This window comes from Pontibacter coccineus (assembly GCF_030546575.1).
GTDB classification, from domain to species: Bacteria; Bacteroidota; Bacteroidia; order Cytophagales; family Hymenobacteraceae; genus Pontibacter; species Pontibacter coccineus.
The window spans coordinates 393,566-408,482 of record NZ_JAUOTN010000004.1 but is presented as its reverse complement, the minus strand read 5'-3'; the positions used below and the strand labels follow the sequence as shown (position 1 = coordinate 408,482).

At 51.8% G+C, this 14,917-nt stretch carries 13 protein-coding genes; 2 read left to right on the top strand and 11 right to left on the bottom strand.

The features are described from left to right. Nucleotides 1-99 precede the first annotated feature (99 nt). Together Q4E40_RS11750 and crtD are read right to left on the bottom strand one after the other, a co-directional pair. A complete protein-coding gene (locus Q4E40_RS11750; RefSeq protein ID WP_303412361.1) occupies nucleotides 100-783 on the bottom strand; it encodes a carotenoid biosynthesis protein in 684 nt (227 codons plus the stop codon). Then, nucleotides 776-2,272 carry a 1-hydroxycarotenoid 3,4-desaturase CrtD gene (gene crtD / locus Q4E40_RS11745; RefSeq protein WP_303412360.1) on the bottom strand — a complete coding sequence of 499 codons (1,497 nt, stop codon included), beginning with the start codon at nucleotides 2,270-2,272 and terminating at the stop codon, nucleotides 776-778. Before crtD ends, Q4E40_RS11750 begins: the two co-directional genes overlap by 8 nt. A 167-nt stretch (nucleotides 2,273-2,439) precedes the next feature. Here crtD and Q4E40_RS11740 point away from each other — a divergent pair, with 167 nt between their 5' ends. Beyond that, entirely contained in the window at nucleotides 2,440-3,108 is a 669-nt protein-coding gene (locus Q4E40_RS11740) for a SanA/YdcF family protein (protein WP_303412359.1), read from the top strand. A gap of 1 nt (nucleotide 3,109) precedes the next feature. On the opposite strand, the gene Q4E40_RS11735 is transcribed toward Q4E40_RS11740, so the two are convergent. The 6 genes from Q4E40_RS11735 to rbfA all read right to left on the bottom strand — a co-directional run bounded on the left by Q4E40_RS11735 (nucleotide 3,110) and on the right by rbfA (nucleotide 10,786). Continuing rightward, the gene (locus Q4E40_RS11735) at nucleotides 3,110-3,550 is read right to left on the bottom strand and encodes an SRPBCC family protein (RefSeq protein ID WP_303412357.1); all 441 of its coding nucleotides are present in this window, start codon (nucleotides 3,548-3,550) and stop codon (nucleotides 3,110-3,112) included. 687 nt (nucleotides 3,551-4,237) lie between these two features. Then, nucleotides 4,238-7,174 carry a DEAD/DEAH box helicase gene (locus Q4E40_RS11730; RefSeq protein ID WP_303412356.1) on the bottom strand — a complete coding sequence of 979 codons (2,937 nt, stop codon included), beginning with the start codon at nucleotides 7,172-7,174 and terminating at the stop codon, nucleotides 4,238-4,240. Between the two features lie 181 nt (nucleotides 7,175-7,355). Next, nucleotides 7,356-8,033, bottom strand: coding sequence for a hypothetical protein (locus Q4E40_RS11725; protein ID WP_303412355.1), 678 nt, complete (start codon nucleotides 8,031-8,033; stop codon nucleotides 7,356-7,358). Between the two features lie 43 nt (nucleotides 8,034-8,076). Continuing rightward, nucleotides 8,077-9,300, bottom strand: coding sequence for an ABC transporter permease (locus Q4E40_RS11720; RefSeq protein WP_303412354.1), 1,224 nt, complete (start codon nucleotides 9,298-9,300; stop codon nucleotides 8,077-8,079). 263 nt (nucleotides 9,301-9,563) lie between these two features. Next, nucleotides 9,564-10,373 carry a class I SAM-dependent methyltransferase gene (locus Q4E40_RS11715; RefSeq protein WP_303412353.1) on the bottom strand — a complete coding sequence of 270 codons (810 nt, stop codon included), beginning with the start codon at nucleotides 10,371-10,373 and terminating at the stop codon, nucleotides 9,564-9,566. A 17-nt stretch (nucleotides 10,374-10,390) separates the two neighbouring features. Then, nucleotides 10,391-10,786, bottom strand: a complete 396-nt coding sequence (gene rbfA, locus Q4E40_RS11710) for a 30S ribosome-binding factor RbfA (protein WP_303412351.1) — start codon at nucleotides 10,784-10,786, stop codon at nucleotides 10,391-10,393. A gap of 145 nt (nucleotides 10,787-10,931) precedes the next feature. Between rbfA and Q4E40_RS11705 the strand changes: the two genes are divergently transcribed. Further along, the gene (locus tag Q4E40_RS11705) at nucleotides 10,932-12,296 is read left to right on the top strand and encodes a hypothetical protein (RefSeq protein WP_303412349.1); all 1,365 of its coding nucleotides are present in this window, start codon (nucleotides 10,932-10,934) and stop codon (nucleotides 12,294-12,296) included. 15 nt (nucleotides 12,297-12,311) lie between these two features. On the opposite strand, the gene rpiB is transcribed toward Q4E40_RS11705, so the two are convergent. From rpiB to glyA, 3 genes are read right to left on the bottom strand one after another with little or no spacing between them, the layout of a single operon-like run. Further along, entirely contained in the window at nucleotides 12,312-12,749 is a 438-nt protein-coding gene (rpiB, locus tag Q4E40_RS11700; protein ID WP_303412348.1) for a ribose 5-phosphate isomerase B, read from the bottom strand. A 4-nt stretch (nucleotides 12,750-12,753) separates the two neighbouring features. After that, nucleotides 12,754-13,602, bottom strand: a complete 849-nt coding sequence (gene tatC, locus Q4E40_RS11695; RefSeq protein WP_303412626.1) for a twin-arginine translocase subunit TatC — start codon at nucleotides 13,600-13,602, stop codon at nucleotides 12,754-12,756. A gap of 33 nt (nucleotides 13,603-13,635) precedes the next feature. Then, a complete protein-coding gene (gene glyA, locus Q4E40_RS11690) occupies nucleotides 13,636-14,910 on the bottom strand; it encodes a serine hydroxymethyltransferase (RefSeq protein WP_303412347.1) in 1,275 nt (424 codons plus the stop codon). Nucleotides 14,911-14,917 lie beyond the last annotated feature (7 nt).

Below are 14,917 nucleotides of genomic sequence, written 5' to 3'. Positions count from 1 at the left end.
GTGTATAATTAATTTGCGTTTGATGTCTCGTAAGGAACATGCAAATGTAACACAATAAGTTACGCTCTGCAAACCGCTCCAGGTTGAGACCGGGCAGATTTACAGTAAGGTCCAGATACTTATGAAGAAAACGGATTGGACCAGGTATACGTAGGGTGCCAAACGGTTCTGTTTGTAAATGGGGGCTTTTTGGAAGTATACCTGAAACAGAAAAGACAGCCCCAGCCACCCCAAATAGTTAGACCATGGAATGTGGCCGCCCTGCCAGTCCCAAAAGTCAAAAGCCACCGCTACCGGCTCCAGAAAAAAATCGAGCCCGACCATCAGTAGGGCTGCCACCAGGGCTCTCACAAGCCAGTGCATGTCAATCATGTTTACCAAATGTCCCGTCGTGTAGACGAGCATCAGCCAGTTGAGCCCGATCAGCAAGGGCACGTCCAGAAACTTTATACCCAAAGACTCTCCATAGGCATAGTCTCCGAACAGCAGACCGGTGTGTATCCCTACCACTTCGGCAAAAAAGCCCGCCGCCACAATCACCAGCACGAAAAGCAGAAAGGCCGCGTTCCAGCGCTTGTGGAAAGAAAAGAGCAAGACGTTCGTGAGAATCAGGTTCATAGGCGTAAGCCGCTGAAACTTTTCGGGTTCGCCACTAAACAAGAGCCCCCAAAAGCCCACTGCGTGAAAAATAGCCAGCACGCCCAAGGCCACAGCAAAAGCATAGGGCTTCAGGCGCTGCTGCAAAGGTATAGCCGGCTGGTATGAATGTATGGTTTCAGACATGCTGTTTCGATCGGTTAACTGATGTTACGACGGGCACCAGGTTACCCACTATACGGGCAGAAAGCAGGCAGAGTGGTATACCTCCGCCAGGGTGTACGCTGCCGCCACAAAAGTAGAGTCCCTTTAATCTAGAGTTGAAATTCGGGTGCCGCAGGAAAGCCGCCATGCGGTTGTTTGAGCTGCTGCCATAGAGCGCCCCGGCGTAAGAAGACGTATGCTGCTCGATCAGCAGTGGGTCCAGCACCTGCTCGCAGACAATGGCCTGCCGGAGGTCGGTTTGCAGCATGCGGCTCAGCTTATCTGTTACCGCCTGGCGAGTAGTGCTGGTAAGTTGTTCCCAGTCCTGCCCCTGATGGTGTGGCACGTTCACCATCACAAACCAGTTTTCGCAACCTGCGGGGGCATCGCGTTTTTCCATTTTGGAGGTGATGTTCACATACACGGTCGGGTCCGGGCTGATGGACTTATGCCGGAAGATGTGCTCGAACTCCTGCCTGTAGTCCTGGCTGAAAAAGATGTTGTGCAGGTGCAGTTCCGGAAACTCGCGCGCTATACCCCAGTAGTAGATTAACGCGGAGCTGGAGCGCGGCTGCTGCAGCGTCTGCTCAGGCGCTGGCTGGTCGGGTAGCAAGCGGCGGTAGGTCGGTACCACATCCATGTTGCTCACCACTACATCGGCCTTATACCTGCCGGTGCTGGTTGCTATACCTGTGGCTGTACCGTTTTGCGTGATAATGCGCTCTACCCGCTCGTTATACCTAAAGGCCACGCCCAGTTCTTCGGCCAGCTTCACCAGACTGGCCGCAATACTGTAAATACCGCCTTTCGGATAAAAAGCGCCGATGTTGTGCTCCAGGTGTGGTATCAGGTTGAGAGTGCCCGGTGCCTGGTAAGGGTCAGAACCGTTGTAGGTGGCAAATCGGTCGAGCAGCTGCACAAAGCGCTGGTCATCAAACAGTTTTGAGTTGGCATCATGCATCGTCGTTGTCAGGCCCAGGTCCGACAGGCAGCCCAGCGCCTTAAGCACATCGGCGCTCAGGTAGGTATCGAGCCGGTGCAGGGACTTGTGCAGAAAAGTATCTGCCGTGCCTTGGTAAAGTCGGGCGCTCTTGGCCAGCACTTCCCGTACATCCTGCGCACTTACGCCTAGCTGCTGCTCTGCTTCAATAGCAAAAGCTTCGGCATCTGCATACGCTTTCAGGTGGCTGCCATCGGGCCAGAAGTAGTGCGTAATCGGGTCGAGGCGGGTATAGGTAAAGTAGTCGGAAGGGTTGCGGCCGGCCAGCGTGAAGAGCTCATCGACAAGGTGCGGCAGCGTGAACAGCGAGGGGCCGGCATCGAAGCGATAGCCCTGCAGATCGAACTGGTGCATTTTGCCCCCAAACGACGCATTGGCCTCAAACACGGTCACGTAATAGCCTTTCACCGCCAGCCTGATGGCCGTGGCTATACCTCCTATACCTGAACCGATAATGGCCGCTTTCGTCATACCCGAATTTAAGCAGATTAATACTCTCCTGCACTTAACTGCAAGGGTAGGGCAAAGGTTTTGAGGATTGTCGCTTATACCTTAAAAATAGGCGTATGTCAGGGTTTTAAATATTCACAATTTTATATGTATCTTATACCTGTCTTACACCTCCTATTTACTCAACTATGAAACTCCTTTTTAAGCGGAAGCACCTGATGATTGTGCTTCTCGCCTTTGTAATAATAGCTTTGGCTTGTGCATCTGTCATCACTTTAGTAAAGCGCCAGTCTAACCAGTATACCTTTAGGCAGACTGAGCACGTTCCTGCTTGCTATACAGGTATAATTTTTGGTGCCGGCATTCGCAAGGGCAAACCCAGCAAGTACCTGAAGGACAGGCTTAACGCAGGTATACGATTATACAAGGCAGGCAAGGTGCAGCGGCTGCTTTTGTCAGGAGACAATGGTAGTCGAAGCTACGACGAACTTAAAGTGATGCGCGACTACTGCCTATCAAAGAATGTAAGGGTTGATGATATTTTTCTGGATTTCGCCGGCTTTGATACTTACTCTACTTTATACCGCGCAAAAGAGGTGTTCAAGGTAGACCGGGCCGTGCTTGTTTCACAGAACTATCACCTCGACAGAGCTATTTACATCGGCAGGTCACTTGGGCTGGACAGCTATGGCTACATAGCAGATAAAGGGCACTATGCCGGATATCAGCGCAATTACCTTCGGGAGGTGCTCGCAACTGTTAACGCGATTGTGGAAGTGAACTTAAACCGAAAGCCTAAATTTCTGGGTGAGCCCGTCGCTATCTCAGGTGCTTCAAACGCGCTGCTTCACTACTAAGCTATACCTGCCTGAACACCTTTTTGTAAACCGGCTTCCGCATACCAAAAGCTGCCAGCATGAAAGGGTATAGCATAACATCCAATGCTTTATACCCGGTGCTATACTCGATGATATCATGGATGATGGCGCCGCTGCCGTGCTGCGTGACCAGATGCTTGTGCTGCCAGTTGCGCAGGGGCGGGGGCACTTCCTGGCCTTCGTCTACAAACCACGCTGCCCTGTCTGTTATCTCCCGCTCTGTGATCCGGCTGGTCCACCGGAAGGACCTTATACCTGTCTGCAACTCCACCTCCACCACATCACCAGGCGCGCTCCCATCAAACCGCAACAGTTTCAGCCGGGGGTAGGGCGGCGCCAGCTTCCTGAACAGCTGCTCATCAAAGGCGTGAAACACACTCCGAAAGTCTTGCTGCACGGTGGTTTTCAGGTGAAGGAGCATTTTTTAAATTGTTAAATGGTCGGTTCGCGGGAGATTCAAAAGCCTGACTCGTCAATTTATAACAAGCAACCGTCCTGGCAGAAACGAAAACAAGCCAGCTTCAGGTATAGCTGCGGTATGCCCATACCTTCAATCTCGTCAACTTTAGGATTTTATGTCCTTTCGACCCGGAGTTAGGGGCAATGCCGTTTCATTCTAAAAGAATACTCTTAAAACTTATTGTCATTCTGTAAAGGAACCTGGTTGAAATAGGGGGCCCCTACCCCCGGAGGTTAAGCTTATGCTACTTGCTACCAGAATCCTTCCAGGATGACAAAGCAAAGTGAACGAAATGGCCATGCCTTTAAAGGAGGCAGGGCCCTTGCTTTGGGAGAAATCCGGAACATGGCTGGCACGCTGAAATAACCCTTACCTTTCTGAGCTATGCTCACCCTCTTCCCCTCACGTCTCGGTCACAATCGAGGTGTCAGGTGTTGTGAAGCGTTTCCTAAATTGGTGACATTGAGCTATACCTTAACTGCTATACCTGTTTACTTGCTTAACCATATCAGGAGGCAAATGTTGCTGCGATCTGTTAGCTATACCTATACCTACAAAAAAGCCGCAACATGCATCATGCTGCGGCTCCGGTATAATCATTCACTAGCAAACTAACAATTCAACCATCAACCATTTAAGAATTAACCCCTAACTCAACAGATTGTCGATATCTTCTTTTGTCAGGTTCTTGATGATGTTCTCGTCGGTGCTGATCAGATCGGTTACGAGTTGAATCTTACGGTTCTGCAGCGCCAGGATCTTCTCCTCTACGGTGTCTTTGGTGATGAACTTGTAAGTAAATACCTTGTTCTGCTGACCGATGCGGTGGGCTCGGTCCACGGCTTGCGCTTCTACGGCAGGGTTCCACCACGGGTCTAGGATAAACACATAGTCCGCGGCCGTCAGGTTAAGGCCAACGCCACCGGCTTTCATCGAAATCAAAAACACCTGGATGCCCGGGTTGTTCTGGAACAGCTCTACCTGCTGCTGCCGGTTTTTGGTGTTGCCGTCCAGGTAGGCATAGGTAATTCCTTTCTCATCCAGCGCCTGCCTCACAATTTCCAGGTGCTTCACAAACTGACTAAAGACAAGCACTTTGTGTCCTTTTGCCACGATGCTCCGGGTCATGCGCATCACCTCTTTCAACTTCCCCGACTCGCCTTCGTAGCCCGGGTCCGTCATGTAAGGGTGATTGGCTATCTGCCGGAGCTTCATCAAACCCTGCAAGAGCATAAACTGCGTGTTGCCTGGCCCTTTTTCTTCCAAGCTGGTCAAAATCTTGTTGCGGTAATACGACTTGGTTTCCTCGTAGGCGTGTTCCTGCTCCTCTGTCATTTTGCAGAAGGTGGTGTGCTCTATCTTGGGCGGCAGTTCACGGGCCACTTGCGACTTATGCCTCCGCAGTATAAAGGGTTTGATAAGCGCATGCAGCCGGCGTGTCTTGTGCTCATCTTTTTGCTTCTCAATCGGCTTCAGAAACTCTTTCCGGAAGAAATGCTGATTGCCCAGCAGGCCCGGGTTGATGAACGACATCTGCGACCAAAGGTCCATGGTGCTGTTCTCGACCGGCGTACCGGTCAGGATCAGGCGGTGGCGCGATTTGAGCGAGCGGACTGCCTTTGAGGTATTGGAATCCGGGTTCTTGATGGCCTGCGACTCGTCCAGGATGATGTAGTCGAAGTAGTAGGTCTTGAGCAGCTCCGTATCCAGGCGCACAATGCCGTAGGAGGTCAGCACGAGGTCGTAGTCCTTGAACTGCTCCACGTTCTTGTCTCGGTAGGTGCCGGTATAGGTGAGGATGCGCAGCTCCGGTGTGAACTTCTGCGCCTCGTTCAGCCAGTTGTAGATAAGCGAGGTCGGCATCACCAGCAACGTAGCCGACTCGGCACCGTTCTCTTTGCGGTGTTGCAGCATGGCCAGCGTCTGCACAGTTTTACCCAGGCCCATGTCGTCGGCCAGGCAGCCCCCGAACTTAAAGTCCTTCACAAAATGCAGCCAGTTGTAACCCGCCTTTTGGTAAGGCCGCAACTCGCCCCGAAAGCCCACCGGGAGTGGCTTGTCCTCTATGGCATCAAACTCACGCAGCTTCTCCAGCTTGCGCGTCATCGTCACCTGGGCCAGGTTGCCGTTCTGCAAATCGTTTACGAGCGCCATGTGGTGCTTGCGCAGCGTCAACTGGTGCTCCCCCTCCGAGAAGGCAAACAGCTCGATGTACTGCGTAAACCATTCTTCAGGTATAATCGCTACCTGCCCGTTCGGTAGTAAATACTCGTTGTTGTGGGTCAGGATGTGGTTTTTGAGCCTGATGAACGGTACTTCGAACTCTCCGAAGCGCACCGTCCCGTAAATATCGAACCAGTCGTTGTTTTCGGTGATGCCTACGTTAACAGTTATCTCACCAATAAAGTAGTGCTTGCCACTCTTCTCGGATTGCTCCACCGTGAACCCCAGCTGCTCCAGTGCCTGCAAGTTGTTGTTGAGCCACGAGAAGGCGGCGCCCTTGTCCAGCACGGCCTGCCCGTTCTTCACTTCCAGCTCGCGATTGGCCAGCTCCTTCACATACTGTTTTTCATGCACCGCATCGCGTATCAGCTTATGGAAAATGTAGGAGTCCTCCGTTTTTTCCATGTTCACGCTAATGCGCTTGGCATCCTGCGCCTCCACCAGGTGGTCGCCATACTTGAACGATAGGTTGAACAGGATTTTGTCGGCAGCTGCTGCAGCCTTGTCCGTTTTGCTGGCCTCGCTGCCGCCACTGCTTAGCAGGGCAGACACGTTGGCCGACTTGACTTCGGAGAAATTCAGGTGCGGTTTGGGGCTGAACTGCTGCGGTTTGATCTCGAACCCATTCGGCCTCACGTCGAAGGACTCTACCAGCGAGGTCACAAACTTGCGGTAGTAGTTTTCCTCTACGGAACGCGGAACCAGAATAAACTTCTTATTGAGGAAGGGCTGCAGTTTCTTACCGTCAATGCCGTTCTCAAAACTGTGTATCACCCCATCCACCATCAGCCAGGCAGGCTCGTGGCAGATCAGAGCGGCGTTCCGGTACTGGAAGTTCAGCTTCTCGCCCTTGTATCTGACGGTAGGGTAGTAGTGGGTATTGTCTTCGTTTCGGTGCAGGTGAAATCGTACGGAGGCTTTGTCGGCCGCCACCTGAATCTCCCTCCAGGTTGGGTCTCCGTCTTTGCCAATGATAAATGTGCGACGGTCCTGGAGCATCTCCAGAATCTTGTTCATCCGCACCTGTATGTATTGGCTTATCGCCTCCTGCATGTTTTTATCGCCCTTTTCGGGGTCGTATACCTTCAGGAAAAAATCAGCAGCGGAGAGTTTCTTGTTCGAGAACTTTTTCAGGACGGCGTCCTGCTGGATCTGATCGGTTAGGGGGATCAGTTTAAAGTCTTTGGCATCGAGACGAGCGGAAAATTCGTCGGCGTTTTTGGCAGAAATATTCTGGTGCTGTAAAGTCAGCTGCCCCTTGGTATTAATCTGCACCACAAAAGATTCGAACAGGTATCCCAGGTACTCATGCTCGAACAAAGAGTAGATCACCTGAAACGGCTGCGTGGTGTATACTTTCATACAGGTACAATTTTAGGAGACCAAATTTACCCAAAAATCGCCTGATTTCCTACGCCAAACCCCTTAAAATCACTGTTGCTAATCAAAATATTTTCATATTTACAGCATTAAAATACCCGCTCTAACACATTAAAGACTTTTAATCTCAATATATAGCGGTTACCATATGCTTGCCTAATAACTAAAGTCCTTCTTCCAACCCCAGTTCACTCCTCACCACCTCTGATTGATTTGCCCTCACTAGGTTTAGAGCACTCCCCTGAACCAGGAAGACATTCTCCTCCGTCCACTCCCAGGCGGCATTCATCGGTAGGGTTACGCCGCTTGCGCTAAACCATACTTGTATCGTATCGCTTTTGGTGGTCAGGTATACCTCGTCGAATGTTTGCTGATTAGAGGCTGTAAAAGGCACCCGGGGACAAGAGGACAGGCGAGCCAGCACCTCCTGGTCGTTTCGAAACCAGTTTTGCAGAAAGCCCAGGTGCTGGTCGGAGCACTGATACCCCAGTTTGAGTGCGGTCAAGGCTTTGCACTTAAGATTACTAAACTCCTCGTTCGCATTACCATCCCAGTCGCACTCGCTGCCTATAAAAGTAACGACATAGCCCAGGGCGGCCCGTTCGGCGTCAGTCAGCCTATCAGCTAAAGCCTGATCGATCACAATTGTGCTCACAGAGTCCTGCAGGCCGGCATCGTATACCTGTTCCCGCCACAGGAAACGGATTTTGGTGTTGGGGGAGGTATGGGCTGCTGTTTCGGTTGGTGCTATACCTGCGGCTGGATCTTCCACTGGCGTATCCGTCTCAACTGTGGAGCAGCCGAACATAAGAAGCAGGAAAAACAGCAGGATGGCTTTCATGGGACCGGGGTGAAGCGAAGGGAAATGTGGTCGCGCCTATACCTTACAGGTTGTCGCGCACGGACATGGCAGCCGCTTTGCGGGCAGGGCGTATGGATACCAGCATGGTGATGATCACAATGGCAGCACCCGTCAGCACAAAGTCCATCAACACCAACTTGACAGGGTAAGAGTCGACAACCGACGTGGCCATACCCATCGAAACAATGCCAAAAGTCTGCTGCAGGTTGGCGATCAGCATGCCCAGCGACAGGCCGTAAGAAGCTCCGATAAAGGCGACCAAAGCCCCCTCAAACAGGAAGATGTTACGGATCTGTTCTTTGGTGGCGCCCATGGAGGCAAGCACCGCGATATCTTTCTTCTTGTCGATCACCAGCATGGAGAGGGAGAAGAAGATATTGAGCGAGGCGATGAGCAGAATAAAGGCGAAGGTAATGAACACGAAGAGCTTCTCGACCTTGACGGCACGCAGGAGGCTGGTATGTTGCTCGTCGCTGTTCTGCACCAGAAAGCCTTCTCCCAGCACCTTCTGCAGGGCGCGTTTCACGTTCTCGATGCGTTGCCCGTTCTCTACCTTGATCTCGATGGCCGTACGCCGCCGGCCGTATTCCATGAGTTCCTCCGCAAACTGAATGGGCACAAATACATAGGCGTCGTCGTACTGCCGCTCGATGGCAAACACGCCACCAGGGGTTATTTGCAGCGACTTGAAAGCGCCTTCGGGGTTAAGCGGATTGAATTTGGTGTTTCGCGGGTACAGGAACTGCATGTTCGTGAACTCATTGCTCGTCCGGATGGATAACTGATACTGCACGCCCCGTCCGACCAGGGCATAGTAATTATTGTTGGCATACAGGTTATAGTGCCCCTCCACTACCGAAGAGCCTATCCTGTTCTGCTCGAAAAAGTTTTCACTCACGCCCTTTACCTTTACCACCATCTGGCGGTCGTTGTAACGCAGCAGCGCATTATCCTCGATCACCTCGGTTACCAGCGCTACACCCGGCGTGCGGCGTATCCGGTTCATGAACTCCGTGTCCGTCTCAAAAGATTTGCCTTCCGCCGCCGATATCTTCAGGTTAGGGTCGAAGCTGGTATAGATGGTCCGGATAAGGTCTTCGAGGCCGTTGAACACCGACAGCACGATAATAAGCGCGGCCGTGCCCACCGCCACCCCGATCATGGCAATGTTGGAGATAATGCTGATGATGTTCCTCTTCTTCTTAGAGAAAAAATAACGCTTCGCTATGAGATAAGGGACGTTCATTTAGCAGGTATGGGTGCTTAGGCTAAAGTTTGATTGTTGATTGTTGATTGTTGATTGTTGATTGTTGATTGTTGATTGTTGATTGTTCTTACAAAGATTTTTCCAGCTCCAGGTATTTCAGCATACCTGGCCTGGCTTTCACCTGCCTCCCGCTATACCTATTTATAAAGCATGGCAACAACTCGGTTTTATGACAACTTCCACATCAACTTAATCATTGTGTTGAATCAACAATTTAGCAATTAAGCCATCAACAATTAAATTTATTTCCAGGCTTTCACGATCAGACCTGTGCCCGAAGCATGGTTGCCGTTTACATCAAGCCAGTTTAATATCAAGCTTATCGGAAACGTGATCAGGTAATAGAATGGTAGCAGAATGAAGAAAGCCTTGGATGTATTCAGCATCAGGAGCGGATACTTCATGGATAGTCGCCACGAGATTTGCCCTGGTTTGCCGTAAGAGTAACGTGCCTCCACTTTGCTGAAACCGGCCGAGAAAAGCTTATCCTGAATTTCGCGGATGTTATAACCGTCGCGCACGTGCTCCTCTATAAACGAGGTTTCATCGTCGCCATGCACGTCTGAGCCTCCCTGGTCAGACGGGGTGGAGATGACCAGCATGCCGCCCGGCACCAATGATGCCTGAAAATTGCGGAACACTTCCACATCTTCCAGAATATGCTCCATCACGTCCACTGACAGGATCAGGTCGTAGGTGTTTTCCTCGCGGTACTTGACCAGATCGCCAATCCGGAACAGCACATTCTGCCGCCCGATGGCTCTGAAAAAGCGGTTGCTGTCTGAAATCTGCTCTTCCTTAACATCGACGGCCAGTATGCTCCACTTGCTGCTCTGGCTCGAGAGCCAGTAGGTATACTGTCCGAAGCCGGAGCCCGCATCCAGTATGTGCTGCTCATCGTTTTTGCGGTTGGCGGCCCACTCGCGCAACTCCTTGTGCACGTGCCAGGCACGCAGCAGGAGCAGGTCCAGCAGGTTGTAAAATACGCGGCGCAGGAATGGGGTCTTGTTAAAAACATCGCCCAGCACACGCTTAATCGGGTCGTACTGCATAAGGGTGTTGCTGCTTCTTAGCGGGTATAGGTGTCGTCCTCCTCGTCTTCCTCGGGAGCAGGGGGTATGTCGAGGTTAGCAAATAGCTTGTCGATCTTGGCAGAGTACTCAGCGGTATCGTCGAGGAAGAACACGAGCTCAGGCACAACGCGCACCTGACTTTTGATACGCTGGGCCAGCAGATGGCGGACCGTTTTGGTATTGACCCGTAGCTCCTGCAGCAGCATCTCGTTGCCGTCCTTGGCGTTCATCACGCTCAGGTATACACGTGCCAGTCCCAGGTCGGGCGACACACGCACTACGCTTACCGATATATAGGCGCCTCCGAACAAGTGTGGCACTTCCCGCTGGAAGACCTCTGCCAACTCCTTCTGAATAAGGCGCGAAAATTTTTGTTGTCTTTTACTTTCCATATTGAAGATGCAAATATCATATTAATTTCGCATTTTTACCCCAATTGTGCCGTACTCATTTCGGCTCAGGCTGGTGTATAGTTCTTTCTAACTCCGTCTTCCTTTGATTAGTTACTTCCGAAGCATACTGCCTTCCCGCTTATTTTTGCTGGTATTACTGTTCCTGGCTATCCGGTTGCCTCTTCTCTTTTTGGGTATACCTGCTACCTCATCCGAGCTGCTGCATATGCTGGTAGGGGAGCGGATGGCGGGTGGTTTCGCCATGTACCGCGATATTTACGACACCACGGCACCCCTTTCGGCATTCGTGTACTGGACCATCGATGTGATAGCGGGGCGCTCATACCTGAGTTACCGGATCGTGGCTACTCTGCTGCTGCTCTTTCAGGCGATCATGTTTAACGTGACGCTCAACCGGCACCAGGTATACGCCGGCAAAGGCTACATTCCTGCTTTGTTATACCTGCTCATGGGCAGCCTTACCTTTGAGTTTGACATGCTGACCCCGCTGCTGATCGGCAACACCTTCCTTATTCTGTCGCTCCCTTATATTATTACCATCTCGCGGGAGGGTTTTGAAAACAACCGCCTGTTTGTCGGGGGGTTTATGGTGGGGCTTGCGGCTCTTAGCTATCTGCCTCTGGCCCAGTTTCTGCTGGTGGCGGCTTTTGGTGTCGTGCTCTTCGCTTCCAATACATTCAGAAGCTTCCTGTTAATGCTATGCGGCTTTGCTTTCCCGTATGCCGTGCTGTTTACCTATTACCTGTACACCAATACAGCCTCCCAGTTTGTGGAGATGCACCTGCTGCAGCCCTGGCAGTTTGGTTTCAACCCTCTGGTGCCGCCGGCACACCTGGCACTTGCACTAGCACTTCCGGCGGCCATTTTACTCCTCTCACTCATCAGTACTACTTCGCTGCCGCAGCGCCTCGTTTTCCAAGGCAAGTTTCAGCAACTCATGACGGTGTGGCTCGTGGTAAGCATTATGGTATTAGTAACCCGCCATGAGTTGTCTGTTGGATCCTTTGTGGTCATACTGCCGCCCATTGCCTATTTTGGCGAATTTCTGTTTACAAGCCGCATCAAGAAGTGGATATTGAACCTGATGTTTTTTATCCTGCTGGGTGGGGTACTGCTAATCCGCTACCGACAGCCCCTGGGCATCGCATCCTTTATGAAAATTGATGACTCGCAGTTGTTGCTTCCGAAGGGCGGTGCGAGCGGAGCGGTTAAGGGTAGCTCTGTTTTGGTGCTGGGTGAAGACCTGAGTTACTACGAGCATAATAAGCTGGCGACGCCATACCTTAACTGGCAGCTGTCGCAGCGTCACTTCGGCCGCCTCGATGAGTACCAGGCCGTGTATGATCTCTACCAGAATTTCCGCCAGGCAGCACCCGAATACATTGTAGACCAGGTGGGGCTTATGCCGCAGCTAAAACACAAACTGCCGTCCGTTTTCGATGGCTATACGCCTACGCAAACAGCGGCAGTTTATAAGAGAGTCCGTTAACAGGCTATACCTGACTTAGCAAACCGGAATTTTATCTACTCTATTCTGGTGGCGCCCACCCTCAAACGCTGTCTCCAGAAACACGTGTGTCATGTCAGCCGCTACCTCCTGCGATACGAAGCGGGCAGGTATGCAGAGGACGTTGGCGTTGTTGTGCTCCCGGGATAGCTTAGCCAGCTCTGTCTGCCAGCAGAGGGCCGCCCGTATCTCCTGGTACTTATTGGCTGTCATGGCCACCCCGTTTCCGCTACCGCAGATCAGGACACCAAAATCAGCCTCTTTACTTACCACAGCCTTCGCAAGCGGGTGCACATGATCCGGATAATCTACCGAGGCGTCTGATCCCGGACCAAAGTCCGTTACTTCGTGACCGGCTGCCGTTAACTGTTCTTTCAGCAGGTTTTTATAAGTAAATCCGGCATGGTCGCCGCCGATCGCTATTTTATATCCCATAGTTTTAAGCGTTACTTTCGTTCAATTTTTTCAAATCACGTTTGATGATCCTTCTCGACACACTGATACTTACTTCGTATAGGATGATCAGCGGAATGGATATGATGAGCTGACTGATCACATCCGGAGGAGTGATGACCGCTGCCACAATCAAAATAACGACAACGGCATGTCTCCGGTATAGCTTCATCACTTCCGGTGAGAGCAGGCCTGCTTTGGTAAAGAAGTACACGATTACAGGCAGCTCAAACATAAGGGCACAAGCCAGGCAAAGGGTCGTGAGCGTTGAGATGTAGGAGGTAAGGTCAAACTCATTTAAAATAGAGGGGTCTACCTGGTACCCTGCCAGAAAGTTGATCGAGATAGGGGATACCACATAGTAGCCGAACAGCAGCCCTAGTGCAAACAGGATCGACACCCAAAACACAGCCCCACGTGAGCTCTGCTGCTCCTGAGGGTACAAGCCGGGCTTCACAAATCGCCAGATCTCCCAGAAGGCATAGGGGAAGGCAAGGGCCAGGCCCAGCACTAACGACACCATGATGTGCATGGAGAACTGCCCGCTCATCTGACGGCTTTGGATGGTAAAACCCAAGTCTTCTATACACAGCACATCGGAGCCTATCCACTGACCTACATCGCACATAAACCGATAGCTCAGGAAGTCCGGGCGGGAGGGGGCCAGGATAATATCATGAAAAACGAAGCCTTTTGCCAAAAAGGCGGCAACGGCAAAGATCAGAATAGAGGCGAGTGAGCGGATGATGTGCCACCTTAACTCTTCCAGATGATCCACAAAGGACATTTCCTGCTGCGGCTCTCCTACTCCTTCTTCCAGGTACGGTTGGTCCATCAATCGTCGCTCTTAGGTACTCTTATTGTGTGATTAATAAGCAAAAAGTGGGTAGTCTTTCATCCAGCTGTTTACTTCTTTGCGCACAGCTTCTATTTTGCTTTCGTTCTCATTGTGGGTCAGCACATCATCGATCAGCTCCACGATGCGGGCCATATCCGCCTCCTTAAGACCACGCGTTGTGATAGCAGCTGTTCCTATTCGCATACCTGAAGTCACGAACGGCGACTTGTCATCAAAAGGCACCATGTTCTTGTTGATGGTGATGTCTGCCTTAACCAGTGTATTTTCGGCCAGCTTGCCTGTTATACCTTTCGTGCGCAGGTCGATCAGCATCATGTGGTTGTCTGTACCCCCTGATATGATGTTGTAGCCGCGCTCCACAAAAGCGGTTGCCATAGCCTGCGCATTCTGCTGCACCTGCTTGATATAGCCCATGTAGTCATTGGACAAAGCCTCGTAGTATGCCACTGCCTTGGCCGCGATCACGTGCTCCAGCGGTCCGCCCTGTGTGCCCGGGAACACGGCGCCGTCCAGCAACGAAGACATCATGCGGATTTCGCCTTTCGGAGTCTTGATGCCAAATGGGTTCTCAAAGTCTTTGCCCATCATGATCATGCCGCCTCTTGGTCCGCGCAGTGTTTTGTGCGTGGTGGTGGTAATGATGTGGCAATGCTCAAATGGGTTGTTCAAAAGACCTTTGGCAATCAGGCCGGAAGGGTGGGAGATATCCGCCATCAGCAATGCGCCTACCTCATCGGCAGCGGCACGCAGTTTTTTATAATCCCAGTCGCGGCTGTAGGCAGAAGCACCACAGATGATCAGCTTCGGCTGCTCGCGACGCGCTGTTTCCACTACTTTGTCAAAATCGATCAGTCCTGTTTCCTGCTCCACGCCATAGAAGCTAGGCTGGTACAGTTTGCCCGAGAAGTTAACCGGGGAACCGTGCGTCAGGTGACCGCCATGCGACAGGTCAAAACCCAGGATCTTGTCGCCCGGCTGCAACACGGCGAGCATCACAGCAGCGTTAGCCTGCGCACCGGAGTGTGGCTGTACGTTGGCCCAGCTTGCCCCAAAAAGCTCCTTTGCACGATCGATCGCCAACTGCTCTGACTGATCCACAATTTCGCAACCGCCATAGTAGCGCTTGCCCGGCAGGCCTTCGGCGTACTTGTTGGTCATCACGCTGCCCATCGCCTCCATCACCTGCTCCGAAACAAAGTTCTCGGACGCGATCAGTTCGATGCCGTGGGTCTGGCGTGCTTTTTCTTTTGCAATCAGGTCAAATATGGCTGTGTCTTTCTGCATGGCTTCT

Bases quoted from the DNA above. Each gene is read 5' to 3' on its own strand.
- Q4E40_RS11750 (WP_303412361.1), bottom strand. From the start codon at position 783: ATGTCTGAAACCATACATTCATACCAGCCGGCTATACCTTTGCAGCAG.
- crtD (WP_303412360.1), bottom strand. From the start codon at position 2,272: ATGACGAAAGCGGCCATTATCGGTTCAGGTATAGGAGGTATAGCCACG.
- Q4E40_RS11740 (WP_303412359.1), top strand. From the start codon at position 2,440: ATGAAACTCCTTTTTAAGCGGAAGCACCTGATGATTGTGCTTCTCGCC.
- Q4E40_RS11735 (WP_303412357.1), bottom strand. From the start codon at position 3,550: ATGCTCCTTCACCTGAAAACCACCGTGCAGCAAGACTTTCGGAGTGTG.
- Q4E40_RS11730 (WP_303412356.1), bottom strand. From the start codon at position 7,174: ATGAAAGTATACACCACGCAGCCGTTTCAGGTGATCTACTCTTTGTTC.
- Q4E40_RS11725 (WP_303412355.1), bottom strand. From the start codon at position 8,033: ATGAAAGCCATCCTGCTGTTTTTCCTGCTTCTTATGTTCGGCTGCTCC.
- Q4E40_RS11720 (WP_303412354.1), bottom strand. From the start codon at position 9,300: ATGAACGTCCCTTATCTCATAGCGAAGCGTTATTTTTTCTCTAAGAAG.
- Q4E40_RS11715 (WP_303412353.1), bottom strand. From the start codon at position 10,373: ATGCAGTACGACCCGATTAAGCGTGTGCTGGGCGATGTTTTTAACAAG.
- rbfA (WP_303412351.1), bottom strand. From the start codon at position 10,786: ATGGAAAGTAAAAGACAACAAAAATTTTCGCGCCTTATTCAGAAGGAG.
- rpiB (WP_303412348.1), bottom strand. From the start codon at position 12,749: ATGGGATATAAAATAGCGATCGGCGGCGACCATGCCGGATTTACTTAT.
- tatC (WP_303412626.1), bottom strand. From the start codon at position 13,602: ATGGACCAACCGTACCTGGAAGAAGGAGTAGGAGAGCCGCAGCAGGAA.
- glyA (WP_303412347.1), bottom strand. From the start codon at position 14,910: ATGCAGAAAGACACAGCCATATTTGACCTGATTGCAAAAGAAAAAGCA.